Genomic DNA, 26,807 nt, shown 5'->3' with positions numbered 1-26,807 from the left:
CCGGCACCTCAGAAGCGCCGGGTGACCGAAAGATTGACCAGCCGCCCGACCCCGGAGTAGTTGGTCGAGTCGTACGGCACCCAGGTCGGATCGACTGTGCGATGCAGCGGCGGTGCCCGGTTGAACAGGTTGTGGGCGGAGACCGCGACATCCCATCCGGAACGCGGATCGGCCGGGCCGTCGAACGCGTACCGGATGGCCAGGTCCGCGGTGGTGAACGACGCCGTCCTCAGGTCATCGGCCAGGCTGGTCACGCCGCTGGTGTAGTTGGCGAACAACGATGCGCCCAAGGCGCCCTGCTGCCAGGCGATGCCGATCCGGCCGTTGACCTTCGCCGGACTGTACAGCGTGCCCGAGAGGTCGAACGCGCGGTCGGCCGGGCTGTTCTCGCGACTGCTGTCGAGCCAGCTTCCGGATCCCCGCAGGGTCAGCCTGCCCGTCCCGACGTAGATTCCGTAGGACGCCGAAAGATCCACGCCCCGGATGCGCTCGCGCGCCACGTTGACGAAGTTCGCGTACAGCAACGCGCTGACCCGTGCCGGATCGTAGTCGACGCCCGTGTAATTGTAGAAGCCGGCCGACGCATCGATGATCCGCGCCTGTTCGTCGGATGTCGGCGCCTGGTCGACGAAGGGGGCGTAGACGGGATTCGTCAGAGCCTCGGCATAGTTCCCGATCGGCTGGACCACACGATCGGTGTAGTCGATGTCGAAGACGGTCAGCTCCGCATCGAGACCGGCCAGCGCCCGCGGGTGGAGTGCGACGGACGCGGTCCACGTTCGGGCACGTTCGGCATCCAGCTGCGGGTTGCCGCCGAAGACGGCGAGCACCGTGGCATCGCTGGCGGCGCTGCCGCCGAACACCGCCACCGGGTAGAGCAGGGCATTGCGCGCCTGGTGCTGCTGCAGCAGCGTCGGCGCCTTGAATGATCGTCCCCAGGACGCCTTCAGGGTGTAGTCGCCGGTAGGGGTGTAGACCAGCCCCAGTTTCGGCGTGGCCACACCGCCGAAGCTGTCGTACGTTTCCCGCCGCACGGCGGCGGTCATCGTCATCCGTGGGGACGACGCCTGCGCCGTTCCGGCGGACATGAGGGGCAGGCTCAGCTCCGCATAGGCGAAGCGGCTGCCTTCGACGCCCTGGATCAGGACTTCGCCGGACACGAGGTTGCGCTGGAGGAATTCGTTCTCGCGTCGGCCAAGGCCGAGCGCGATGCGTGCGTCGCCGCCCGCCAGGGCGAAGAGCGGGCCTTCCGCTCCGATCTCGTGCGCGCGGCTTTCGTTGCAGTAGCAATCGTCATAGGGCGACGGCGATACCTGCCCAGTCCCGACCATGATCATCTGTTCCCGCTGCACGCGCCTGTCGCGGCCACTGGCGCCCGCGATCGCCAGTTGCCAGTCGCCGTCCATCGCGATCTCGATACTCGGTGCCACGAGCGTGGTCGTGGTCACGGGCGAGAACCGGCTGTAGTAGCTGGAGATCCCGCTGAAGTAGGCGTATGACCGCTGCTCCCGCTCGGTACGCAGCGCATCGAGTTTCAATTCAACACGGTCGCCGAGCGCCTGGTATCCGCTGAACAGTCCACTGCGCAGGCGGCTCCCCGGATAGATCGTCGTGGGCACGGGCATGTGCGCGGTGTAGTCCCGCTCCCGGGCGTCGATGGGGTCGACGGTGGCGTGCTTGTACGTCGCGATCAGTCCGCCACTCGACCAGGCCGTGCCCGCCGTCGCGGTGTAGGCGCGGCTCTGCAATCCACCGTCGGCAGTGCGTCCGTGTTGCGCACCCAGCGCGACGCCGTCGTAATCCCGCTTGAGGATGACATTTCCCACGCCACCTACCGCATCGGAGCCGTAGATGGCCGATGCGCCATCGGCCACGATCTCAACGCGGTCGACCGCATCGATCGGGATCGCATCGATGTCGACCGCCTGGGCGAAGCCACCATACGCCATGCGGCGCCCATTGAGCAGCGTCAGCGTCGCATCGGCGCCCAGGCCCCGCAGGTTCAGCGACGATCCGCCGGTGATGTTCTGGTTGGCCACGCCGCCGGCTCCCGCCGTGGCGCCCGCGGCGACGCCGGGATTCTGCCCACCTCCGAAATTCTGCGGCACTCTCCGGATGACCTCGCCGAGGTCGGAGAACCCTTCCTCGCGGAAGCGCTCGCCCCCGATCGTGACCACCGGCGATGGCGTCGTGCCGCCGCGGATTCGGCTGCCCGTGACGGTAATGCTGTCCAGCGACTGCACCTCACCAGATGCTGGCTGCAAAGCTGCATCCGGTTCCCGCGCCGCAGAGCCCGACGCGGGTGGCGGCACCGGTGCAGGGGTCCGCTTGATCACCACGGTGGCGTCGTTCACGCGTTCGAACTGCAGGCCGGTGTCTTCGAGCAGCTGCTGCAGAGCCTCCGCCGGCGTGTGGGTTCCGGTCAATCCCTTGCTGTGCTTTCCCTCGAGGAGGCCGGGCGCATAGATCAGCTGGAGGCGACTCTGCGAGCCGAACCGGGACAAGACGCTCTCCAGATCACCCGCCCCGATCCTGAAGACCTGCACATGGCCCTGGGCCTGTACCTCCGACGGAGCGGCCATCGCGCCGCCTGCCAACAGGATCCCATGCAAAATGGCGATCCGCAGCGTGTTCTTCCCCATGGCATTCCCCGGTCATGTCGATGTTGCGACGTGGGCAGCCGCACATGCGGAAGCGACGTCGACGCCCATAAGACGGAACCCCGGGCACGCTGCCCTACCCCCCCCGTTCCGCCGTGCCGCGTCAGTCGTCCCGGTGCAACACGACGTCACGGGCAGTCCGTTCCGCCCGCAGCGACCAGCCGTGCTCCAGTGCGAGGATCAGCGACTGCGGATCGTTGCTGTAGAACTGGCCACTGATGCGCAACGTCTCCAATGACGGGTCGCCGAGCCTGATGCGGGTGGTGTTGTACCTGTTCATTTCCTGCACCACCTCCGCCAGCGGTCGGCTGCGGAACAGCAGTTGACCATCGGTCCAGCCCTGCATCACCTCCGGGTCGAAGGCGCTCCGGACCCAGCGCTGGTGCGCATCGAACACCAGTTGCTCGCCCGGTGACAGCCGCGCAGTCCGCCTGCCGCCCGTGGCCGTGGCCGTGGCCGCGACCTCCACCGTTCCCTCCAGCAGCGCCACCTGGACATGCTCGGCTTCGCTGCGGACCTGGAATCGGGTCCCCAGCGCGCGGATCTCGCCCAGCCCGGTGTGGACCACGAACGGGCGTCGCGGTTGCCGCGCCACCGAGAACTGCGCCTGGCCCTTCTCGAGCTCCACCGCGCGCTGCAGGCGCCTGTAGCGCACGCGCAGCGCCGAATCGGTGTCGAGCACCACGGTTGTGCCGTCGTCCAGGGTCAACGTGCGCGTTTCGCCTACGGCGGTGGCGTAATGCACTTCGGGTTGCGAGGGATTCCAGCTGTGCCAGCCAATGCCCAATCCCAGCACCACACCCGCGACGGCTGCCCACGCCACGCAACGCCGCAGTACGCCGTGCCGTGCGCGCCGACGCGCGACGCGCTCGTGCGCCGCCAGCGCAGCCGCCTGCAGGCGCGGATCGCCGGCAGCCTGTGCAGCCAGCGCAAACACCCGTTCGACCTCGGCATAGGCGGCCGCGTGCAAGGGGTCCGCCAGCCGCCAGCGTGCGAAAGCGGCGCGGTCGGCGGAGGTACAGTCGCCCATCTGAAGGCGCATGAACCAGCGTTCCGCGTCCGCTTCCCCGGCCCCGTGTCGTGGCTCCGGCATCATCTCCATGTCCTCATGACGGAAAGTCACCCTGCTTGCCCAGCTGCCTGCGCAGCACCGCCAGTGCTTTCATCATGTGCTTCTCCACTGCCTTGGTAGAGATGCCGCAAGCTTCCGCCACCTGCACGTAGGTCATGCCATGCACCCGATTGAGCAGGAAGATCTCCTGGCAGCGGGGTGACAGCGTCAGCACGACCTCGACCACGGCGTCCAGCGCCTGCCGTTGCACGAGCCGTTCCTCGTGCCCTGGCGCGTCTTCCGCCACGGCATCGAGCGAATCCCCGGTGACATGTTCGATGGCATACCGGCTGCGCGCGTGGCGGTACTGGTCGTTGCAGACATTCACCGCAATGCGATACAGGAGCCGCTTCCAGGATTCCGGCGGTTCGCTGTCGCGATAGCGGATCATCCGGATCAAACTTTCCTGGGCCGCATCCTGTGCGTCCTCGTCCGTGGGCAGTCGGGTCCGCAGGAACTTCAGAAGCGCCTCGCGCTCCTCGCGCAGGAACTCCTCGAAGCGTCCGTTCCACATCGACGCGACGGTGGTCGAGGGGTTGATCCACGCGGGTTGGTTGCCGTTGCTCATCTGTGTCGATCCGCCGGTCCCACGGCAAGCGACGCAGATCGTTGCAATGCACGCGTTGAGCCTGTCGCCGATCATCGGGCGACCTTGCTGCCAGATCAAGCTCTTCTGACGGTGAACACCCCTCCCGCCGAGCCGTCGGCGTGAGGGGTAGGGGACATCACGTCCTGTCGCGTCTTATGCAATCGGCCGAAGGCATCATCGTTACCTGCACCGGAACATGCCAGCCCCGCATCCGGGCACGGCGCGATGACCAGCATCGTCGGTCGCCACGTACGCGATCAGGGCGCGTGTCCGTGAGGCGAGCAGTGCACCGACGGGACCGGCTGCGGCTGGTCACCACGCCCGCATATCCGCTCGCGCATTCGCGTCCAGTGTGCGTATTGTTCCGACTTCAGATCGTCCGCGTCCTCGAATCCCTGGAGCCAGAACCGGAACCAGTCCAGGTTGCGTTCGTAGGCGGCGAGCTTGTGCCGTGGCTGGAACTTGTTGTGGGGCGCGTGCGGAAACACAATGACGTCGGCGCGATGGTCCCGCATCAGCGGGATCGCATAGTCCAGCCCGTACATGTACTCCTGCTCAGCCAGCTGCATCAGGACCGGGGCGCCGATGCTGGCGAGATTGGAAGCCGGCGAGATCCGTTGCCAGTTCTCGGGCGTCTCGTGCGGTGCGCCCAGCTGCCAGTTGCTCCGCAGCAGCGAGAGGAACTCCTCGCCGATGTTGCTCCCCAGCAGGTAGTACATCTGGGACGTGGTCGGCGAGGCCAGCGAAGCCGCCGCGAGCAACTCCGAGTGGATCAGCGTCCACATGGTCACCTCGCTGCCGAAGCTGAGCCCCCCCATGCCGACGCGCGTCCTGTCGACCCGTCCTTCGGCCGCCAGCAGGTCGATGGCGCTCCCTACGGCGGACAGGCCGACATCGTAGCGCTCGGCCGCATCGCTCGAGAACGAAGGCGCGTTGATGCAGAGCGTCGACACTCCCCGTTCCGCCAGTACGGCCAGCGGCCATTCGTCGCCGGCGCCGCCCCGCACGAAGCCCATGCACCGGTAATAGGTGACGAACAGCGGCGGGGGCGCATCTCCTTCGCGACGCGCGAGGTACAGCTGGCCGGAAAAGACTCGTCCCTCTGCGTCCGTCCACCGGAGCGGTTGCGCGTCGAGTCCGGCGAGGTCCCACGACAGCGCCTGGTTCGGGTCGAACAGCACCGTCCGGGCGCCGGTGGCCAGATCGACACGTTCCAGTCGCGGCGGCCGGTTGGCGTCCGCGGTCACGCAGGCCAGAGCATCGGCCGACACGCCGCATGTGCCGGGGCTCCAACGCCCTTCGCCTCCGAACATTCCGCTCGTGGCGGCCACCGGATGCACGGCGCCGCTTTCGACATCCCAGCGGTGGATCGACTGGGAGAAGCCGGTGTCGTACCGCGTGACGGTAAACAGCACTTCGTCGCTCCCGGGCCGCCATTGGATGCCGCTGATCTCCGCATCGGTGCATGCGTCCGCCCGGCACATGACCAGCTCCCGCGCCCGCGCGCCGCGCGCGACTCCCAGCTCGATCCGCCGTTGCGCGGTGCGCTCGCCGGTGCGCGCGAGAGCGGCTACCCGGTCCCCGTGAGGATCGTGTGCGGTCTGCCATAGGTTGGGCAGCCCCTGCAGCGCGGGCGGTAGGGATGGCCCAGCAGGTGGATTGGCGAGATGCACCGGATCGCGCCCGGGCGCAGCGCCGAGGTCGACGGCCTTCCAGCGCATCGGCCCCGTGGCAGCGAGGGACACACGATTGAAGACCTGGCCTAGCCGCTGGGTGGCCAGGCGTCCTTCGGTGAGGCCGGACCGGAACAGGCTCTGTCCCAGCGGCGTGGTCCGCTCGATCCGGATGCCCCGGTCGTATTCGGCCTCCTCGGCGAGCAGCACCGCCTCCCGCGGCAGGCCGACGCGATACGCCAGCCGCGCGCCGTCCTCCTCCAGCGCGAACGCCTCGACGTCCGCCACATCGGTGGTGATCGCTTCCGCGCCGGCGCCGTCGGCGGACGCGCGCCACACGTCGACCTTGCCGTCGTGCCGTGCCCGGTAATGGATCCAGCGACCGTCGGGAGACCATGACACCGATGCCGGCACGACGATGCCTGCCGAGTCGCGCAGCGGCACGCCGCCATCGGCCACCCGGCGCGGCGGGGCCGTCCCGTCCAGCGGCTGGACGTACCAGACCGAGTCGTACGTGTTCCGCTCGATCGATGCGCGGATGACGCGGAACGCCACCCGGGTTCCGTCCGGCGAAACGACCGGGCTGCTGAAGTCGGCGATCTCCACCAGCTGGCGGGACGAGACCGCCCGCGCCTGCCCGGGCATGAGAAGGCCGGGCCACATGCCCAGCATCAGGATCCATTTCCACGCCATGCGATGACCGACCGCTCCCATGCCTCGACTCCTGCTTGATACGAACCGGGTGATTGCGTGGGACGCCATCACCAGCGCTTGGAAACCGAGAGGGCGGCAAAGCGCCCGATGGCGGAGTAATTGGTGGAGTCGTATGGCGCGAAGGTAGGCGAGGTGACGGCGTAGAGCGGCGGCGCGCGGTCGAGCGCGTTCTGGACCGTCAGCTCCAGCGCGAGATCGGACAGCACCCCGGCGTGGACGCCGGTGTCGTAGCGCAGCGTGGCGTCGAAGGTGGTGAACGAGGCGCCCTTCGCGCCGTCCGTCGGATCGCGCACGCCGCTGCGGTAGTTGCCGAACAGCGAACTGGTGAACCCGCCCCGGCTCCACACCGCGCCGGCGCGACCGTTGATCTCCGCCGGGTGGAACAGGGTGCCCGCCACGTCCAGTGCCGGCTGTCCAGCCGAGATCCGGCGGGTACCGTCCAGCCACGCGAGCCCGCCCCGGAGTGCCAGCCGTCCCCCGGCGAGTTCGAAGCGATAGCCGCCCGAAACGTCGGCACCGCGCACGCGCTGCCGCGCGCTGTTGACGTAGAGGTTGGGCACCACCGCCGCGATCCGTGCCGCATCGATCGGGGTACCGGTCGCGTTGGTGAAACGGAAGGCCCGCAGTAGTTCGTCCAGCGCTTCCGCGCCGGGGGCGGGCTGGAGGAACTCGGCGAACGCCGGGTTCGACAGTGCCTGCGCGGGGACGAGCGGCTGCACCACCCGGTCGGTGTAGTCGATGTCGAACCAGGTGATCTCGGCCTCGAGACCGGGCAGCGCCGACGGGTGGAGGGCCAGCGACGCGCTCCATGTGCGCGCGCGCTCAGGGGCCAGCTCGGGATTGCCGCCCACCAGGTACAGCACCGTCGCGTCGGGCGGATACGCCGCTCCACCCAATGCGATCGCGGGGAACAGGATCGCGTCGCGCTGCAGGAACTGCTGCGAGAGCGTGGGCACCTTGAACGACCTGCCCCAGGACGCCTTGAACGTGACGTCGCGACCGGGACCGTAGACCACCCCGAGCTTGGGCGTGGTCACGCTGCCGAAATGGTCGTAATCCTCGCCGCGCACCGCTGCGGTCAGGGCCATCCGATACGCACCCGCGACGCCCTGGCCCGGCCCGACCAGGGGAATCTCGACCTCGGCGTAGGCGAAGCGGCTGCGGACATCGCCGTCTGCCTGGGTGTAGCCGCTGTCCGGATAGCGGGTCTCGAAGCCGTTGTGGCGATAGCCCACGCCAGCGGCGAGCCTGGCTTCGCCCCCAGGCGCACGGCCCAGCGGCCCCTCCACGCCGAGTTCGTGGCTTCCCCGGCGTCTCGATCCCGGCCTCGGCCCGCAGCCGGTGGCAGAAGGTCAGGCCGTCCATCCGCGGGATCATCAGGTCCAGCACGATGACGTCGAACGGATGGGTCAGCGCCAGGTTCATGGCGGTGACGCCGTCGTGCGCGAAATCGAGCACGTAGCCGAGCTTGTCGAGGTACGTGGCGATGTTTCCGCAGATGTCGCGGTTGTCCTCGACGATCAGCGCCCTGATGGGCGTCGCATCAGGAACGCGTGCCATCCGCCGCCTCCCGTCTACCAGGCGTAGTCTAGCCGAAGTCCGATCAGCGGCTCGGCCTCGCTGTCGTCCTCCACGTTGACGCCCCGGCGGTAGTCGAACTCGGTGTCGTCGGTCGACGAGGCCGAGGTGAGGTTGATGACGTCGAGGAAGGCGGTGACGTCGATCGGGCCGAAGGCGCGCCGGTAGTCGACGCGGGCGTTGAGCACGCCGTAGCCGTCCTTGCGGCCGACGCCGCGTTCGATGGTCTCGCGCGAGTAGCGCAGGGGCTGGCCGGGGCCGAGCACGTCGGCGTGGATGACGTAGGCGTCCTCCGGCCGGCCGGACAGGTACTTGTAGCGTGCGCCCACCTTCCAGCGGTCGGTGATCTCCCAGGTCACGCCGAGGGTGGCCACGTGCTCGCGGCTGAACTCGTCGGCCACGGCGCCGCGGCCATCCTTGCGGTCGATCTCGGCATCGTTCCAGGAGTAGGTCGCGCTGGCATACAGGCCTTCGCGGAGTGTGCCCTTGAGCACGACGTCTAGCCCTAAGGACGTGCCGTCGCCGATGTTGGCGAAGGTGCCGCTGGCGCGGTCCTGGTCGACCACCAGGTTGTCGAGGTCCTGGTGGTAGGCCTCGGTGAGCACCGACCAGCGGGTGTTGAAGAAGTACTCGAAGCCGACGCTGGCGTGCCTGACCTCCTCGTTCTCCAGCGTGTTCGCGGCGTTGGCGGCGAGGTCGAGGTAGCGCGGCGACTGGTGGAACAGGCCGGCGGTCGCGAAGTACCGCGCGCTCGCGCCCGGCTGCCAGTTCACCCGCAGCCTGGGCGAGACCAGGGCCTCGTCCGTCAGGCCGTCGCGCTCCACGCGCAGGCCGGTGCGCAGGTCCCAGGCGTCGCGCTTGAAGGCCTGGTCCACGTACGCCGCGTAGTTCGTGGCGGTCCTGTCCAGGGCGGAGTCGATGGCCTCCGGCGTCAGCACGATATAGCGCTGCGCGGGGTCGGGCCTGAAGTCGTCGCTGTCGTAGACGTAGCGGATCCAGTCGCCGTCGAGCACCGTGCGGTAGTCCAGCTCGATTCGGGTGGCATGGACGCCCGCGCTGAACGTGCCCCAGCGGTTGACCGTGCCGAAGTCGCTGCGCCATCCGAGCTCGGTCTCGTCCTCGGTCACGGTGATGATGTCTTCGCGCACCGGGAACTCGGAGGCGGGCGAGCCGGGCGGCGCGAGGTCGGGAAACGCCTCGCCCTCCGAGCTGACCTTGTGGCTGGCGCGGCGGTAGACCTTGTTGGTCCAGGTGGCGTTCTCGCCGACCAGCGAGCGCAGGGTGAGGCCGTACAGGTCGCTGTCCTGGCGGAAGTCGAGCAGCGCCGCATCCTCGAAGTTGGGCGACTCGAAGACGTGGGTCACGTCGCGCGTGTAGGTCTCGTTGGTGTCAATCAGCAGCACTTCGAGGGTGTTCGACGGGTTGATCGGCACGACCGACTTGACGATGATGTCGCGCAGCACCGGGTCGCCGATGTCCAGTTCCTCGATCGTTTCGAACAGGGACCCGAAATCCAGCCGGCGCGCGGACACCAGCAGGGTGGCATCCCTGGTGATGCCGGCGGGGCCGTCGTAGCCGACTTCGAAGCCGGCCAGGTCGTAGCGCAGGCTGGCCGACGGGCTCGGGTTGCCGCCGGCCACCTCGAGCTTGAGCAGCGAGGCGGCGCGTCCGCCATAGGCCGGGCCCCAGCCACCCGGCGAGAACTCGGCGCCGCCGATGACGTCGGGCGCGAAGATCGAGAAGCGGCCGCCGCCGCCGACGTCCTCGTCCTCGCCCAGGGTCGCGTCGAAGTGCACCGCCTTGTCGAAGGGGAACTCGTCGACGAAGACCAGGTTGTCGCGCGGGCCGCGGCCGCGCACGCTGAAGGCGGCGAATTCGCTGGCGGACGCCAGCCCGGGCAGGCCGTCGAGCGAAAGCAGCGGATCGGCGCCACCGCCGACGGCGTCGCGCAAGGCGTCCCGGTCGAGCCAGGTGCTGGACGGCGACGACAGCGCATCGAGCGGCCGCGCCTGGACCACCACTTCATCGAGCAGCGGAATGCCGAGTTCGAACTCGAGCTGCGAGTTCTTGCGCGTGATCACGCGGACGCTCGGTTCGTAGATCGGCGCGAAGCCGGGCTTGGCGATGTTGACCGCGTACAGGCCCGGGTCGAGCCGGTCGACCACGAGCCGGCCCTGCGCGTCGGTTTGCAGGCTGCGCGCGGCGTTCGTGTCGCGTTCGGTGAGCGTGACCGTCGCATTGGCCACCGGCCGGTCGGTCGTCTGGTCGGTGACGATGATGGTCAGGGCGCCGGGTGCCTCGGCTGCGTGCGTGGCCAGTGGTACGCCGATCAGGGATGCCGAAAGCGCCCAACACAATGCCCGCCGCGCGTGCCTGCTCATATCGCTCTGCCTCCAGGGAAGGTCCGTCTCGTTGCACGAAGCGATGCGAGGCTAGCGACGCAAATGTCGCCAAAAGGTCGCCGGGGCGGGCGATTGCGGGCGATGCCCGGGCGTGCGCGCTCGATGCGGATCGCTGCATGTGCAGCCGCCGCGACAGAACCGCTGTCCCCGCGGTCACCCGGCATGCAGTGGACAGGTCCAACGTGCAGACCCACCCAGAACCGGGTGAGCCCATGGTCCAACGGGGCGGCTCGGGTCCCCGGCCACTGGCGAGGCACAGCCCCAGCCACATGCTGCCGACCTACGCTGCCCGGACCTGCATGGCGGCGACTGTCGATACACGACGAGCGCTAGTGCAAGCCTGCCGCGGCGGTTGAGCTCCCGCCACGGGCCGGCTGTTCCCGCGCTTGCGCCAGGCAAGAAAACGGCGGGACTGGCCCGCCGTTCTCCCTGTCACCTGGTGGCGTTACTGCTTGGTGGGGATGTTGACCTTGTCGATGCCGTGGATCAGGCCGTTGCTCGTCCCGATGTCGGCCGTGGTGAGCTGCGCACCGTCGATGGTGAGCTTGCCGTCCACCATCTTGATCGGCGCCTGCTGGCCGTTGACGGTCCTGGCCGATTCCCACTTGCCGACGTCGGCGGCGGTCTTGCGGCCGGTGACGACGTGGTAGTTGAGCAGCGAGGTCAGTTCGCCCTTGTTCTCGGGCTTGAGCAGGTTGTCCAGGCGTCCCGAGGGCAGCTTGGCAAAGGCCGCGTCGGTGGGGGCGAAGACAGTGAAGGGACCGGTACCGCGCAGGGTGTCAGCGAGGCCGGACGATTCGACGGCCTTGCTGAAGGTCTTGAACGAGTCGTTGGCCGCAGCGGTGTCGACGAGATTGCGGGTGCTGGGCGTGTTGCTCATGGTGCTCATGGGGTGTTGCCTTTCGAGGAGGCGAGCGGCATTGCGCCGATCGCAAGCGGCCGAAGCCGAAGTCCCTGCGTGGCAGGAACGCGATGCTCAGTAGGAGAAAGAGGGGACGTGCGAGCCGCTGAGTGGCCGTTACGACATTGCGTCGTAGTGCAGGAGCAGCATGTCCCTGTGCTTGTTATCGCAGTGTTATGGATTGACACGCCGTGACGCGGTAGACGGGAGACAGGGGCGCTTCCCCGCTGCGCAGCAGGACGGTGAAAGCAATACCCTGGGCGATGCCGTACGCTGGCGACTTCCCACGCCAGGCCAGGCTCGTGAGCGACGGACTTGAACGCCTGCCTCACATGCCTGTGGATCGACTGTCGCGGGTGTTGGGTCGCTTCCTTCGCATCGAGGCGCTTGCGGCCGCCTTGCTGTTGCTGTGCGCTGCAATCGCGATCGCACTGTCGAATTCGCGATGGGGGACCGCGTACATGGCGTTCTGGGAGACGCCGCTGAGCCTGGGATGGGGACACGCAGAGTACACGCGATCGCTCAAGCACTGGATCGACGACGCAGCCATGACGTTGTTCTTCTTCGTGGTGGCGCTGGAGCTCAAGCGCGAGCTGGTGCTCGGCGAACTTCGGAGCCCCAGGAGGACGGCGTTCGCGCTATCGGCGGCCCTGGGCGGCATGCTCGTGCCTGCGCTGATCTTCGTGGCGATCGAATGGGATCAGCAGGCCCGCCATGGCTGGGGCATTGTCATGGCCACCGATACCGCATTCGTGATCGGTTGCCTCGCCGTACTGGGGCGGAGGATTCCCGCGGCATTGCGCCTGTTCCTGCTGTCGGTGGCGATCTTCGATGACGTCGGCGCCATCATGGTCATCGCCATCGGTTACGGCGACGCGATCGACTGGGCAGCGCTCGCAGGCGCCGCGCTGGTGCTCGCCGCCATCGCGCTCATGGGGCGCATCGGGCTGCGCCCGGTGCCGCTCTACATTGCCTTCGGGATGCTGTTGTGGTGGCTGCTGGACCAGTCGGGCATCCACCCGACGCTCGCAGGCGTGCTGCTCGGACTGATGACGCCGGCCCGAAGCTGGGTCAGCGGCCGGAGACTGCACGCCATCCTCGCCAAGGTCACCGCCTATCCGCAGGGCGCGAGCTGGAGTGGCGACACCACGGGCCGACGCGACCTGCAGCGGGCGGGCGTTGCGGCACGCGAGGCCCTGTCGCCACTCGAGCGGTTGGAACTCGCCTTGCACCCTTGGGTGGCATTCCTCGTCCTGCCCGCCTTCGCGCTGGCCAACGCCGGGCTGCCCTTGTCAGGGACCCAGGTCGACTGGGGATTGGCGGTCGCAGTCATGCTTGGCCTGGCCTGCGGCAAGCCCCTGGGCGTGATGGCCTTCAGCGGTGCCGCGGTCTGGCTCGGGATCGGTACGCGTCCGGCCGGGCTGTCGTGGCCGCTGTTGGGCGGCGGCGCGCTGTTGACCGGCATCGGATTCACGATGTCGCTGCTGATCGCGGAGCTGGCGCTGGCGCCGGCGCAGGTCGATTCGGCCAAGACGGGCGTCGTCTGCGCGTCCCTGCTCTCGGCGGCCTGCGGTACGGCGGTCCTGGCCTGGATCACGTCAGGGCGTCAACCCGGCAAGGGCGCGGAGCGCGCGCCCGGCTGACTGAACGCGATCTTCCAACCGTCATCGACAGGGACAGGCCTGGGCCAGCCCTCGTTTTCCGCCACGGCCAGTGCGTAGGACAAGGCCTGATCCGGCATGGGTGTCTTCCGGGGCGGACCTATGACGCAGCGATGGAGCTTGCGGTTCTTCATGACGGATCCTTGGCCGGCGATCGCCGTGTGCCCGAAGGGTACGCCCTGCCCGCTGCGTTGGCGTGAGCGCGCCGCCCTTTCGCCGGCCTGGACATGCGCGCCCGCGTGAGCGCCGGTCCCGCGGCACCAATGCCGGCGCTGCCTGTATGGCCCACCCTTCTCCCAGGTGCGCCGAATCGAACGCTGCGAGGCGCAGCGCACCGGTTACTGCGTTCTGCCTCGATGATGGACAGGCCGACCATCCTTTCGTCGACTCGGTGCAGGGCCGCCGCTGATCGAGCCCTGGCCGCGCGTCCGCGGCATGGTCCAGGCGTTTGGTTCACCAGGCGACGCGGCCACATCGCCAGGCACGCACCTCGCCCAATACCGGGCATTGGCCGCAGGCGCCATCGCGACGACGCGGTCGGAGCAACGCAGGTTCCGGGCCAGTTCCGATCATGAGGGACGAATGGCCCCGACTGCGTTGATCCGCCACGCTCAACGCGTGGTCGCCAACAGCGGCCTGCGGTCGGGATACACGAGCGAAACACGGCTTCGTTGACGGCCAGATGCCGCTGCTGCGGGCGCGGGTGAATGTCGGTGGGGCCGACGCCCGGGGTTGGCATGCCGCCATCCATCGCCACTTCCACGCCCGCCTGTTGTTGCTCACGGGAACAGCAACCGCCCGCGCCTGTTCAACGGCGATATCGGCATCAGCCTGGACGGAGGCTCGATGGCATGCGCGTCGAAGGCAAGGTGAGGTTGTGCACGGACCCTTGTCCACTCCTTCGCTCCTTTCCTGCTCCCGCGTGCCTGCGCGGGTCTTCAGCCTGCCGCGTTGCCACCCAACCGCCGCCCCAACCCCGACCATCGACCTGCGTGCCGTGCGAGCGCCTCGCGGATCACGCTTTCCCGTGTCGCTACATGCAGTTCGCGCCGCGCCCGCGTCATCCCCGTATACACAAGCTCTCGCGACAGCACGCGGTTGTCGCGCTGCGGCAGTACCAGCCACACCTTGTCGAATTCGCTGCCCTGCGCCTTGTGCACGGTCATGGCGAAGGCGCTGTCGTGGGCGGGCAGCGCGGCGGGGTGGAAGGGGCGCGGATTGTGCGGGTCGTCGCCGGGGAACCAGGCCATCAGGGTGCCGCTGGCGTCGTCGAGACAGATGCCGATGTCGCCGTTGAACAGGCGGTGGCGGTAGCTGTTCTCGGTGATGAGCAGCAGGCGGCCGTGGAAGTAGCGGCGGGCGGTGGAGGCAGGGCCGGCGCCGCGGCGCGTGCCGGCGAGGAGGTCTTCGATGCGGGCGTTGAGGTTGCGTGCGCCCTGGGGGCCTTCGCGCACGGCGGTGAGGATGCGCAGGGCGCCGGCGCGGGCGAGGGCTTCGGTCGGATCGGTGGCCTCTGCCAGGGCGGTCCAGTGGGTGAGCAGGTGGTCGCGGTGCGTCTGCAGGGGATCGGCGTTGCCTTCGTGGAAGTGCACGCCGGGGAGCTGGCCGCTGCGCAGCAGGTCCAGCGCCGTGTTGCTGTCGCCTTCGCGCACGGCGGCGGCGAGGGGGGCGAGGTCGAGGGCGGCGCTCTGGCGGTAGCCGCGGGTGAGGTGGATGTGGTGGGCGGGGAAGGTGGATGTCGTAGCGGCTGGAGGGAGAGCGCCCCCACCCGCGCCTTTGGCGCGACCTCCCCCGCTCGCGGGGGAGGTGGGAGCTGCCGGCGAGGTGGGGTCTGCGGGCGAGGTGGGGCTTGCGGGGGCGGTGGAGATGCGATCGGCGGCGGCGAGGATGCCGGCGAGCACGTCGCCGGCTTCAACCGAGGGCAGCTGGTCGGGGTCGCCGAGCAGGACCAGGCGGGCGCCGTCGGGGACGGCTTCGACCAGCTTGGCCATCAGCGGCAGGTCGATCATCGAGGCTTCGTCCACCACCACCACGTCGAAGGGCAGCGGGTTGTCGGCGTGGTGGCGGAAGCTGGGCGAGTCGGGAATGGTGCCGAGCAGGCGGTGCAGGGTGGTGCCGCTGGTGGGCAGGTGGGCGGCGAGCGCGGGGTCGGCGGCGAGCGCGGGCAGGGACTGCACGGCGTTGCGCACGCTTTCGGCCATGCGCTCGGCGGCGCGGCCGGTGGGTGCGGCCAGGGCGATGCGCGGCGGCGGGGCGCCGGCGGCGCGCGCCTGGGCGATCAGCGCCACCAGGATGCGGGCGATGGTGGTGGTCTTGCCGGTGCCGGGGCCGCCGGTGACCAGCAGCAGGCTGTGGTGGAGGGCGGCGGCGACGGCCTGGGTCTGGAGGTCGTCGGTGGGTGGCGCGGGGTTGCCGCCGTCTGCACTTCGGGCATCTTCTCCCGCGAGAGGGAGAGCAGGCGTCGTGGCCTCTTCCCGATCCAATCCCGCGATGCGAGAGGGCGGTACGGCTTCACCGGAGGTGGCCGACGCAGGCGCAGCGGCGGAGGGCGCTGGCGCGGCGTTGCCGATGCGGCGCAGGCCGGCGGCGAGGCGGCGCTCGTATTCGCGATAGCGGCGCAGATAGACCAGGCCGTGTTCGTAGACCAGCGGGGCGTCGGGAACGGATTCGGTATCGTCGGCGGTGGGCTGGTGTACCCAGCGCGAGGACGACAGCGCGGCCTGCCAGGCGTGCGGCGTGGGCCAGTCGATGGATGCCTCGACCAGGCGCTGTGGTTCGGCCAGGTCGAAGCCGGCGTGGCCCGATGCGACGGCGAGCGAGGCCAGGGCGGCGGCGGCGAGGACGGTGTCGGGGGTGTCGGGATCGAGGCGGCGCAGGCTTTGCGCCAGGGCGTGGTCGAGGGTGCGCAGGGCGCCGGCTTTGGCGAGTTGCTGCAGGAGGCCGCGGGTGTGGTCGGGCGGTGCTGCGGCGTCGCGCTGATCGCGTTGGTCGCTCGCCTGGTCGGGGCCGCGCGCATCGGGAGCGGCGGCCGTCGGCTCGATGGGCCGGCCTTCGGGGAAGAGCGGGAGCGTGGTGTTCATGTGGGCGTCCGATCCTGGCGCGGCTCCGACTTACCCTCACCCCAACCCCTCTCCCGGTGGGAGAGGGGCTCAAGGCCGGCGAACAGGGCGTCAAGTGCGTCGACCAGTTCGGGATCGAAGCGCCAGGCCTGTACGCCTTGCACCGCTGTGCTTGCGTGCACCGCTCCGGTCGACTGCGCCGCGCCGCCTGTTCGCATCGCGTCGCCTGTTTGCGACGCATCGCTCGCTTGCGCTGCTGCGCCCGCTCGCACCGCTTCCGTTTGCGTGCCTCCCTGCGTCTGCGTCGCTTCAATCGCGTGCGCGCCTCGGCCCATCTGCACGCCCTGCGCATCGTTGCGCGTGGCGTCGAGGCCGCGGCAGAACACGTAGCGCACGCCGCCGAAGTCGCGGTCGTAGTCGTAGTCCGCGCCGAGGCGGAAGCGCAGCCAGCGATGCAGGGCCAGGGTGTAGAGCAGCGCCTGCAGGTCGTACTCGCTGTGGGCTATGGCCTCCATCAGATGCGCGGGGCCGTAGCCCGGCAGGCGGTTGGACTTGTAATCGAGCACGTACCAGCGGCCGTCGTGCAGGTAGGTCAGGTCGATCAGGCCGGTCATCAGGCCTTCGAGCCGGCGGCGCGTACCGAAGCCCTGGCGCGCGGTGAGCAGGCCGTGGCGGTGCAGCAGGTCGAGCAGTGCGTCGACGCGGGTGGGCGCGAGCGCGAACTGGAATTCGATCTCGGGGCGGCGCTGCTGCGCGGGCAGGTCGGCCAGGCGCACGCCTTCGGGCAGGGCCACGGTCAGCGTGTGGCCGATCAGCGGCGTGAGCGTGGCGACGCCGTCGTCGATGTCTTCGGCGGAATAGCCGCCGGCGCGCAGGCGCTCGGCGATCAGTTCGGCGTCCTCGCGCGTGGGCGCGGGCGCGCCGGGCGTCCACGCGGACCAGCCCGCGAAGTCGGCGCGCTCCAGTACGTCGTGCAGCACCACGCCGAAGCGGGTGCCGGCGAAGCGTGGGTCGAAGGCGTCGGCGGTGGTGCCGGCGTGCGCCTCGTGCGGGGTGCTGCTTCGGCCTGCACCGGCGGCTGGACCGGTTTCGAAGTCATCCCCGTCGCTCGCGTCGCCGCGGGACGCTGGATCACCGTCGCCGTGAAGGTCGGCGGTGGCCGCATCGGCTCCGGTGTCCCGGCCCGCGCTGGCGCCTGGCGCTGGCTCCAGGGCGCCGCGGAATCCCGCGCCCGCGACCGGGCCGAATTCCGTCGCGGTGCGCCCGCCCTCGTCGATGACCGCGACCAGGCCCATGCGGACGTCCGCCTCATCGACAGGTTCGTCCTGTCCGCCTTCCACCGGCTGGGTGGCGCTGGCGGCCGTGTCGTCCTGCCCGTCGGCGTTGGCCAGCTGGGTGAAGCTGTAGACCCACCAGTCGCTGGCCAGCGGGCGCTCGGCGGTGCGCGCGGGCGGCACGGGCTCGGCGGCGGCCGGCGGCAGCCAGGGCAGCGCGTCGGGCGGAAGCGCTTCGTCGATGGCGACGGCTTCGCCCAGCGCCAGCTGCAGCGCATCGGGCCTGGCCACCATGTGCTGCAGCGGCGAGCGGTCGAAGTTGCAGAACACGCCGCTGGCCAGCCACAGCGCGTGGCGCGCGCGGGTCAGGCCGACGTAGAGCAGGCGCGCGTCCTCGGCGCGCTGGGCCAGCGTCCAGGCGTCCCTCGCGGCGTCCCAGCCCGAGCGCGAGGCCAGCAACTTCCAGTGCAGCACGCGGCCGTCATCGCCGTTGACCACGGCGCGCTGACCGGGACTGCGCGCATGCGCGCCGATGGCGGCGAAGGGCAGGAACACCAGCGGGTATTCCAGGCCCTTGCTCTTGTGCAGGGTCACCACCTGCACGCGGTGCGCATCGGACTCCAGGCGCAGCAGCTGGCTCTCGTCGGCGGCATTGGCCTCGGCGATGGCGGTGGCCAGCCAGTCCACCAGGCCATGCAGGCCCAGCGTGCGCGCCTGCGCGTCCTGCAGCAGCTCGGCCAGCTGCAGGTAATTGGTGAGGCGCCGCTCGCCATCGAGCAGGCCCAGCAGGCGGCCGGCGTGCTGCGCGCACAGCGCGTTGACCAGGGCGAACACGCGCCGGCGCTCCACCTGCTCACGCCACTCCAGCGCCTGCAGCTGCCACTGGCGCAACGCTTCGCCGTCGGTATCGAGCGCGGCGATGGCGGCGGCATCCAGGCCCACCAGCACGGTGGACAGCGCCATGCGCAGGCGCCCGTCGTCGGCGCCGTGCAGCAGGGCCAGCAGCAGGGCGTGCAGGTCGCGCGCCTCGGGCGTGGCGAACAGGCTCTGCCTGCCGGCGGCGACGGCGGGGATGCCGGCCATCGCCAGCGCATGGCGGATGCGCGTGGCCTCGTTGTGGCTGCGCACCAGCACGGCGATGTCGCCCGGCTGCACCGGGCGGCCTTCGATGCTGGCCCTGCCCGCGCGCGCATCGCAGAGCACGCGGTGGATGGCGGCGACGCAGGCGCTGGTGGCGAGTTCGCGCGAGCGGCCGGCCTTGTGGGGCCTGGGCTTGCCCTTGCTGTCGACTTCCTCGGGCGGCGGCGCGCGCCAGATGGTGAGCGCGGGCGCCGGCGTGCCGTCGCGCAGGAAGTCGTCGTCGCGGCGCAGGCCGCCGGGCTGCACTTCGCGGAACCCGATGCGGGGATCGATGAAGGGCGGCGGCACGCCGGGCTCCTCTTCCGACGCGATCTGCGCCTGCGCGTACAGCGCCGAGACCGCGCGCAGCACGGACGGGCGCGAGCGGAAGTTGCTCGACAGCGGGGGCGCCTCGCGCGCGGTCTCGCGCGCGGCGAGATAGGTTTCGACATCGCCGCCGCGGAAACCGTAGATCGCCTGCTTGGGATCGCCGATCACGAACAGCGCCGGCGCCTGGCCGTGCAGCGTGGCGCCGGCGGCGCCGAACAAGTGGTCGAAGATGCGCCACTGGCGCGCGTCGGTGTCCTGGAACTCGTCGACCAGGGCCACCGCGTACTGGGCGCGCAGGCGCTGGACCAGGTCGGCGGCGTGCGGGCCGTCGATGGCGTCGGCGACGCGGTCGATCAGGTCGTCGTAGGTCTGCACGCGCTGCTGGCGCTTGGCGCGGGCGACGCGCTGGCGGGCATCATCGCGCAGGCGGTGCAGCAGTTCGACGCGACGCGCGTCCTGCCATTCGGCCATGGCGGTCAGTGCGTCGAGGTAGGCAGGGATGGCGTCGCAGATCGGCGAATCGGGCGTTTGCCAGACAATGCCCTTCTTGGGCTTGTTCGTCTTCTCGGCCAGGGCATCGCGCTTCAGGTTGGCAAGCTTTGCATGCTGGAACGGCGCGCCGCGCGCACCTGCGTGGCACCACGCGTGCAGCGCGTCGAACAGTTCGGAAATCCAGGCGGCCTTGTAGCTCGTGCCACTGAGCACCTTGTTCTCGACCGCGGACACCATGGCCGCACGGAACTCCTCGCCGTGCGCGCGGAAGGATTCGGCCAGCGTTTCGCCGCTTGCATGGAGGCGCGGCGCGGGGTCCTCGGGCAGTTCGGCCAGCGTGGGGCGCAGCGTGCGTTCGCGCACCAGCAGCGGCAGGTCGCAGGCCAGCGCGCCCGGGCCGCCCGGCCACAGCGCGAGCAGGTCGTCGGCCGATTCGGGATCGCGGCCGTGCGCGCGCCAGAGGTCGGCGGCGATGGCCTCGAACAGCGGCGCGTCGCTGGTGAGCAGCTCGGGCGCGTCGAAGGCCTGGCCGGCTTCCAGCGCGTGTTCGCGCAGCACGCGGGCGCAAAAGCCATGGATGGTGAAGATGGCCGCGAGGTCGATGTCGTTGGCGGCGGCGTGCAGACGGCGGCGCAGCGCGTCCGCGGTCTCGCCGCCCTGCGCGAGGTGCGCCTCGAGCACGGCCTGGGTGAGTTCGGTGTCCGGCGCGGCGTCGGCGGCGGGCGACGCGCCCACCAGTTCGCAGGCCAGCAGCAGGCGCGCGCGGATGCGGCTGCGCAGCTCCTGGGTGGCGGCTTCGGTGAAGGTCACCGCCAGCACCTGGCCCACGCGCAGGCCGCGTTCGACCACCAGGCGCACCACCAGCGTGGCGAGGGTGAAGGTCTTGCCGGTGCCGGCCGAGGCCTCGATGGCGTGGATGCCGTCGAGCGCGAGGCCGAGGTAGGGATCGCGCGAGGCGACCGTCCTGGCGTCGAGGTCGGCGCTCATTCGGCCTCCTCCACGTCGAGCGCATCGGCAAGCGCGTGCAGCGCGGCCGGGTCGGTGCCGGTGTAGAGCTCGCCCTTCACCACGGCCAGGTAGATGCCCATCGCCAGGTCGATGAAGGCGACCTGCAGGGCCTCGTCGCGGAAGGGGTCGCGGCCGCGCAGCGCCAGGCGCAACGCCTCGCCGCTGCTTTCGGCCCAGCCGAAGTCGCTGCCGTGCCACTTCTTCGCCGCCGCCTCCAGCCCCTTGCGCAGGTCGCCGGCGCGGAAGAGCTCCCAGCCGCTGTAGGGGGCGAACGGCAGCGGGCTGCGCAGGCCGGCCTCGCGCAGGGCGACGAGCCTGCGCAGCACCGCGCGCGCCTGCGCGGGATCGAGCGGCGGACGCAGGTGCGGGCCGGCGCCGAGGTCGCGGTCCTCGTGGAATTCGACCAAGGGCTTGTCCAGGCCCGCGGCGCTGGCCAGCAGCCAGTCCAGGCCGTTGCGGATCGCGGACTGGCCGGCGGGCGGGTCGAAGCGCACGCGCACGATGCCGTGGTCGTATATGTCGCCGACGCGGCCGTGCAGGGTGGCGCCGTCGAGCGCGATCTCGAGCCGCTGCGCCTCGGCCGTGGCATCGCCGCGCCAGCCGCCGAAGGCCAGCGCATAGGGATCGACCTGGGCACGCATCTGCTCGAGCGCGCGCCTGCCCAGCGGCCCGGACGGCAGCAGTCCGCGCGCGCGCAGCAGCGCATGGGTGCTGGCATCGTCGTCGCCGCGCAGCACGGCATCGAACACCGCCTTCTGCAGCCGCTGGCGCTCGAAGCCGCGGCCGGGTGCGAGGAGCGGCTCGATGTCCTCGTCGAGGTCTTCGACCTCGGCCAGGCGCAATCCGAGGCGCTGGCGCAGGAACGCCTCGGCGGGCGCCTGCAGGAAGCGGCGCAGCTCGTCGAGCGACAGCGTCGCGGGATGGACGGTCGTGCCGACGCGCCCGGTTCCAGCGACGACGGTATCCACCGCCTCGCCATCGTCCAGCGGCGCCAGCGCATCACCGTCGAACCACGGCGGCAGCGGCGCGCGCCGGGCAGTCGGCTGCGCCGCGGCCGGCCACCACTGCGCGCTGTAGGAAAAGCGCCGCGGCTCGGCCTCGCCGCCGAACGCGGCCGGCGCGAACGGCTGCAGCGGATGCCGCACCACCAGCGCCTGTTCGGCCTTCGCCTCCGGCACGTGCTGCGCATCGGCCGCCGCCAGCAGGTCGGCGACCAGCACCGAGGGTTCGCGCAGGCTGCCGTCGCGCGGATCGGCGCCCTGCCAGCTCACGTAGAACACGTCCTGCGCGGCGGCGAACAGCTGCAGGAACAAGAAGCGGTCGTCGTCGCGGGTGGAGCGGTCGCCGCGCAGGCGCAGGCCCTTGGCCACGTCGGACGCCAGCCGGTCGATGCCGCCGGCGGGGTCGCGGCGCGGGAAGGCGCCGTCGTCCATGCCCAGCAGGCAGATCGCGCGGAACGGCAGCAACCGCATCGGCACCATGCGCGCCACGCTCACGCCGCCGGTGAGCAGCGGCGCGCGGGTGTCGGCCTCCGACAGCGCGGCGGCGAAATGCGCGCGCACGATCTCGGCCGCCACCGGCGTGTCGACACCGGCGCGGCGCGCGTCGCTTGCGAAGGCATCGACCAGGCTGCGCAGGCGCTCGAGCGCGCGACGCGTGGACGGCGCCGACGGCGGACGCGGCAGCAGCGCGTCGAGCAGGCCCAGCAGGCGCTCACGCCAGGCATCCGGCGGCAGCGTGTCGTCCAGCGCGCGGGCATGGCGCGCCAGTACGCGCAGCAAACGCACTAGGGTGTCGAGCGCGTCGAGCGCGCTGCCTTCGAGTTCCGGCATCGGCGCGACCAGCCGGTCGCCGGTGGCCGCGATCGGCGCATCGCTGCCGGTGGCGTGGCCGAGCAGCAGGCGGTCGAGCGCGAAAGCCCAGGTGTAGGCGTCGTCGCCGGGCGCATCCAGCCGCGCGCGGTGGGCGGCGTCGATGCCCCAGCGCGCGCCGGCGGCGTGCAGCCAGGCGTGCAGGCGCTCGAACGCGGCGGCGTCGAGCCCGGCGGCCTCGGCCAGCGGCGGGCTGGCGAGCAGGTCCAGCGTCTCCACCAGGCCGAAGCGCGCCACCGGCAGCGCCAGCAGGCGCAGGAACACCTCGGCCAGCGGCTCGCCGGCCAGCGGGCTGGCGTCGGCCACGGCATAGGGGATGGCGTCGCCGCGGCCGCGACCGCCGAACACCGCGTCGAGGTAGGGCAGGTAGGGATCGATGTCCGGCGCCAGCACCGCGACCTCGCGCGGCTGCAGCGGCGGGTCGAAGCGCGGATCCTCGAACAGCGCGCGCAGCTGGTCGTGCAGCACCTGCAGTTCGCGCAGGCGGGTATGGCAGGCGTGCAGCTGCAGGCTGGGGTCGGCCTTGTCTACGGCCGTCCGCAGTGCGAAGCCCGGCGTCGCGCGGCGGTGGAACAGGTCCGACTGCAGGCGTCGCAGCAGGCCGGGGTCGAAGGCGGGGCCGGCATCGCTCCCGGCCGCGGCGTCGACATGGCCGCCGTCGTCGCGTCGGGCGGCGCCTGTGGAACCCGGCTCCGGGCCCGGCCGTTCGCCCGGATCGGCATCGCCCCGGATCTCCAGGTCCGGATGCACCACCTCGTAGCTGCCCAGCACCGCCATGAAGTCGCGCCCGGCCGCACCCCAGGCGCGCAGCAGCGGGTTCTCGCCGGAGGCCGCGTCGGGATCGCCGCCGCGCACGCGCTGCAGGTCGCCCCAGTAGTCGCGGCTGGGCGAGGGCACGTACAGGTGCAGGGTGCCCACGCGCGCCTGGGTGGCGATCACGCGCAACACGTCGGGCGAGACGTTGAGGATGGCGAAGGCGAACAGCCGCCGGGGCAGGCCGGCCGGCAGCGGCGACTCCGGATCGGCGAAGCCCTGCAGGTACTCGTGGATGCGCCGCGCGCGATGCCGCGTGCCGCCGGCCACGCGCCGCCACAGCGCGGCCTGCGGATCCAGCGGCGCCTCGCCCGCCTCCCAGCCCAGCAGCCACTCGCGGCGCCAGGCCTTGTACTTCTCGAAGGCCTGGGCGAGTTCGCCCGACAGCGACCAGGCCTTGAGCGGATCGGGCGCGTCCTGCAGGTAGGTGCGCAGCGGCTGCAGCGCGCGCTCGCGCAGCACGGCCGGGTCGGCCAGCGCGGCGTGGATGCGCCAGCGCAGCGCGGCGGCGTCGAGGTCCTCGCCCCTGCCCGGCACGTTGGCATCCAGCGCGCGCTGCACGAACTCGCCGGGGGTGAGGAATTCGAGGTTGGCGGCCACCCCGTGCGCCTGTGCCAGCGTGGCCTGCAGCCAGCGGCGCAGCGCGACCTGCGGGATCAGCACCACCTCCGGCTCCAGCAGGCCTTGGCCCGGCACCGGCGTGCGCAGCTCGTTGGCGAGCAGCCCCGCCAGCACGTCCAGGGCATTGGAGTGGTAGAGGCGGAAGTCGGTCCGGGCGTCGTTGTGCATGGGCCCGGGCATTGTGCAGGAACCGGTCTCGCCCCCGGAGACGCGGCTTGCGATAGCCCGGGGTGGGTCCGGCGGGCTTTGGTGTTTATACTGCGGGGCTAGCTGCGGCTCCGTCTGCCGCGGGCCAAGGGTGCTTTCGTGCGCAATTACGACCTCGAATTCCTCAAGCGCTTCTCGATGGTGATCGGCTTCCTGGCGCTGTTGACGCTGGGCCTGATCATCGCGGCCGTGTTCCTGCACCGGGCGCTGCCGCCGGAAGTGGATCCGGCCGCGGCCAAGCGCACGGAAAACCGCATCGCGCCGTCGGGCGCGGTCTATGCCGGCAGCACCGGTGCCGCCGCACAGGCCGCCGCGGCCGCCGCCGCTGCCGCGCAGGCCGCCTCGCAGGTCGCCTATGGCGGCACCCTGGACGGTTCGGTGATCTACCAGAACCTGTGCGCGGGCTGCCACGCCTCCGGCGCCGGTGGCGCACCGACCCTGGCGCGCGCCCAGTGGACCGCGCGCCTGGCCCAGGGCACCGAGACCCTGTACCGCCATTCGATCGAAGGCTTCACCGGCGAAACCGGCGTGATGCCGGCCAAGGGCGGCAACCCCGCGCTGACGGTCGAGCAGATGCAAGCCACGGTCGACTGGATGGTCGCCAACCTGCAGTAACCTGCCCGCCCAGCGCGGTTGCCGAAAACGCCGCCCCAGGGCGGCGTTTTCGTGTCCGCGCCCCGAGGACCGCCCCATGACCCTGCCCCGCCCCGCCCCTTCGATCGTCTTGGCCGCCCTGCTGGCCGGCTGCGGTACCCCGGCCGTCGAAACCCCGGCGGCGCCGCCGCGGGCGGAGGGCGTGCTGGCCATCGGCCAGGTGCAGGGCGACGGCGAGACCAGCCCCCTGCTCGACCGCAGCGTCGCCATCGAGGGCGTGGTGACCGGCAACTTCGGTGAGCACCTGGGCGGCTGGTTCGTGCAGGACACCGGCGACGGCGACGAGGCCACCTCCGATGCCCTGTTCGTGGTGTCCGAGGCCGCGCCGGAACTGCGCAGCGGCGACCGCGTGCGCGTCCAGGGGCAGGTGGTGGAGCATGGCGAACGCGGCCGCGGCACCTTGACCTCGCTGCAGGCCAGTGCGATCGAGGTGCTGGGCCGGGGCGAGGTGGCGCCGCTGGTGCTGCACGCCCCTCCGGCGGACTGGGAGCGGCTGGAAGGCATGCGAGTGCGCATCGATGCGCCGCTCACCATCGGCGGACAGCACGAGCTCTCGCGCCGCGGCGTGCTGCACGCCGGATTCGGCGAGCGGCTGCGCACGCCCACCGAAGTGGCGCCGCCAGGGCCGGAAGCCGAGCGCATCGCCGCAGACAACGCGCGTCGCCGGCTGCTGCTGGACGACGCGATGGCGCGCGAGCGCCCGCGCCGGATCTGGTATCTCGACGGCCAGCCGGCGCCGCGCTCGGGCAGCCTGGTGCACGGCGCCGAGGGCATCGTCGACCAGCGCTGGGGCGAATGGCGCCTGCAGCTGACCGCCACCCCGCGGATCGAAGCCGCGCCGCGTCCGGCGGCCCCGTCCGTGCCGGGGCGGGTGCGCCTGGCCGCGTTCAACCTCGGCAACCTGTTCAATGGCGACGGCCGCGGTGGCGGCTTCCCGACCCCGCGCGGGGCGCGCACGCCGGCGCAGTGGCAGGCGCAGCTGGAGCGCGCCGTGGCCACGCTGCGCGCGCTCGACCCGCACGTGGCCGCGCTGATGGAGCTCGAGAACGACGGCGACGGCGCGGACTCGGCGCTTGCCCAGCTGGTGGCGGCGCTCAATGCCGGCGGCGGCGACTGGCGCGCGGTGAGTACCGGCCAGGGTCCGGGCAACGACGCGATCCGGGTGGGCATCCTCTACCGCAGTACGCGCCTGCGCCCGCTAGGCCAGGCGGCGACCCTGCACTCCGGGCCTTTCGGCCGCAACAGCCGGGTGCCGCTGGCGCAGGCCTTCGTGCCGCTGGCGCAGGGGCGCGACGCCGGACCGGCCTTCGTGGTGGTGGCCAACCACTTCAAGTCCAAGGGCTGCGGCGAAGCCAGCGGCGCGAACGCCGACCAGGGCGACGGCCAGGCCTGCTGGAACCCCGTGCGGGTGGAGTCGGCGCGTCGGCTGGACCAGTGGCTGGCCAGCGACCCGACGGGAAGCGGCAGCGATCTGGCGGCGATCGTCGGCGACCTGAACGCCTACGCGCAGGAAGAGCCGCTGCAGTTCCTGCGCGAGCGGGGCTGGGTCGATGCCCTGTCCGGCCCGGAGACGGCACCGCACAGCTTCGTCTTCGATGGCCTGGCCGGGCGCCTGGACCACGTGCTGCTGAGCCCGGCGCTGGCGGCGCGGCGACAGGGCGCGGCGATCTGGCACAGCAATGCCGACGAGCCGTCCGCCGCCGGCGACCGCAAAGACGGGAATGTGGCGGGCCTGCCGTGGCGCAGCTCCGACCACGACCCGCTGCTGGTGGGGCTGGAGCTGTAGCGGCCGGCGCACCGTCTCCCCTTCGAAAGTCCGCGCCACGTGCGACTGGTCTGTAGCAGCGACCCTGTCTGGGAGCATTGTGGGAGCGACATCGGTCGCGAGCCTTTCGCGCGCAAGCGCGCTCCCACAGGCAGCGATGGCCCGTAGGGGCGAGACGTCCAGCCATCTTGTGGGAGCGACCTTGGTCGCAAATGCCTTTCGCGCGCAAGCGCACCTCCACAAGGTGCGCGGATGAGTGCTGGTGGCCCGGCACGACGCCGCGGTGGGGAGCCGCGCACCGACCG

13 protein-coding genes and 1 pseudogene are annotated in these 26,807 nt (G+C 71.0%); 3 read left to right on the top strand and 11 right to left on the bottom strand.

Going from position 1 to position 26,807, the window contains the following annotated elements; all coding sequences use genetic code 11:
- Window positions 1-8 precede the first annotated feature (8 nt).
- From ACQYVW_RS09030 to ACQYVW_RS08995, 8 genes and pseudogenes are all read right to left on the bottom strand, one after another.
- Window positions 9-2,642: a TonB-dependent receptor domain-containing protein gene (locus ACQYVW_RS09030; protein ID WP_434932618.1), complete on the bottom strand. Its 2,634-nt coding sequence runs from the start codon at window positions 2,640-2,642 to the stop codon at window positions 9-11.
- Between the two features lie 121 nt (window positions 2,643-2,763).
- Complete coding sequence (locus tag ACQYVW_RS09025) at window positions 2,764-3,753, bottom strand: FecR family protein (protein ID WP_434946750.1); 990 nt, start codon at window positions 3,751-3,753, stop codon at window positions 2,764-2,766.
- 13 nt (window positions 3,754-3,766) lie between these two features.
- A complete protein-coding gene (locus ACQYVW_RS09020) occupies window positions 3,767-4,339 on the bottom strand; it encodes an RNA polymerase sigma factor (protein ID WP_434946749.1) in 573 nt (190 codons plus the stop codon).
- A 278-nt stretch (window positions 4,340-4,617) separates the two neighbouring features.
- Window positions 4,618-6,747, bottom strand: a complete 2,130-nt coding sequence (locus ACQYVW_RS09015; protein ID WP_434932621.1) for an Atxe2 family lasso peptide isopeptidase — start codon at window positions 6,745-6,747, stop codon at window positions 4,618-4,620.
- Window positions 6,748-6,794: 47 nt separating this feature from the next.
- Window positions 6,795-8,036, bottom strand: a complete 1,242-nt coding sequence (locus ACQYVW_RS09010; protein ID WP_434946748.1) for a TonB-dependent receptor domain-containing protein — start codon at window positions 8,034-8,036, stop codon at window positions 6,795-6,797.
- Window positions 8,037-8,082: 46 nt separating this feature from the next.
- Window positions 8,083-8,307, bottom strand: a pseudogene (locus tag ACQYVW_RS09005) (response regulator); the annotation flags it as partial.
- 14 nt (window positions 8,308-8,321) lie between these two features.
- Window positions 8,322-10,706: a TonB-dependent receptor gene (locus ACQYVW_RS09000; protein ID WP_434946747.1), complete on the bottom strand. Its 2,385-nt coding sequence runs from the start codon at window positions 10,704-10,706 to the stop codon at window positions 8,322-8,324.
- 466 nt (window positions 10,707-11,172) lie between these two features.
- Window positions 11,173-11,616, bottom strand: a complete 444-nt coding sequence (locus ACQYVW_RS08995; RefSeq protein WP_434946746.1) for a fasciclin domain-containing protein — start codon at window positions 11,614-11,616, stop codon at window positions 11,173-11,175.
- Window positions 11,617-11,930: 314 nt separating this feature from the next.
- Here ACQYVW_RS08995 and nhaA point away from each other — a divergent pair, with 314 nt between their 5' ends.
- Window positions 11,931-13,271, top strand: coding sequence for a Na+/H+ antiporter NhaA (gene nhaA, locus ACQYVW_RS08990; protein ID WP_434946745.1), 1,341 nt, complete (start codon window positions 11,931-11,933; stop codon window positions 13,269-13,271).
- Between the two features lie 956 nt (window positions 13,272-14,227).
- On the opposite strand, the gene recD is transcribed toward nhaA, so the two are convergent.
- The 3 genes from recD to recC are packed head-to-tail and all read right to left on the bottom strand — an operon-like array spanning window position 14,228 to window position 24,044.
- Window positions 14,228-16,369, bottom strand: a complete 2,142-nt coding sequence (gene recD, locus ACQYVW_RS08985) for an exodeoxyribonuclease V subunit alpha (RefSeq protein WP_434946744.1) — start codon at window positions 16,367-16,369, stop codon at window positions 14,228-14,230.
- Window positions 16,366-20,550, bottom strand: a complete 4,185-nt coding sequence (locus tag ACQYVW_RS08980) for a UvrD-helicase domain-containing protein (RefSeq protein WP_434946743.1) — start codon at window positions 20,548-20,550, stop codon at window positions 16,366-16,368. The genes recD and ACQYVW_RS08980 overlap by 4 nt, the downstream gene beginning before the upstream one ends.
- Window positions 20,547-24,044 carry an exodeoxyribonuclease V subunit gamma gene (gene recC / locus ACQYVW_RS08975; RefSeq protein WP_434946742.1) on the bottom strand — a complete coding sequence of 1,166 codons (3,498 nt, stop codon included), beginning with the start codon at window positions 24,042-24,044 and terminating at the stop codon, window positions 20,547-20,549. The genes ACQYVW_RS08980 and recC overlap by 4 nt, the downstream gene beginning before the upstream one ends.
- 138 nt (window positions 24,045-24,182) lie before the next feature.
- On the opposite strand from recC, the gene ACQYVW_RS08970 reads away from it, so the two are divergent.
- Both ACQYVW_RS08970 and ACQYVW_RS08965 read left to right on the top strand, forming a co-directional pair.
- Window positions 24,183-24,698 (top strand): c-type cytochrome, encoded by a 516-nt coding sequence (locus ACQYVW_RS08970; protein ID WP_434936799.1) that lies wholly within the window; start codon window positions 24,183-24,185, stop codon window positions 24,696-24,698.
- A 76-nt stretch (window positions 24,699-24,774) separates the two neighbouring features.
- On the top strand, window positions 24,775-26,523 hold the full coding sequence (locus ACQYVW_RS08965) for an ExeM/NucH family extracellular endonuclease (protein WP_434946741.1): 1,749 nt from the start codon (window positions 24,775-24,777) through the stop codon (window positions 26,521-26,523).
- Window positions 26,524-26,807 lie beyond the last annotated feature (284 nt).

The sequence above is a fragment of the Luteimonas campi genome, from assembly GCF_051162505.1.
GTDB lineage: Bacteria > Pseudomonadota > Gammaproteobacteria > Xanthomonadales > Xanthomonadaceae > Luteimonas.
This window is presented reverse-complemented; position numbering and strand designations above follow the sequence as displayed.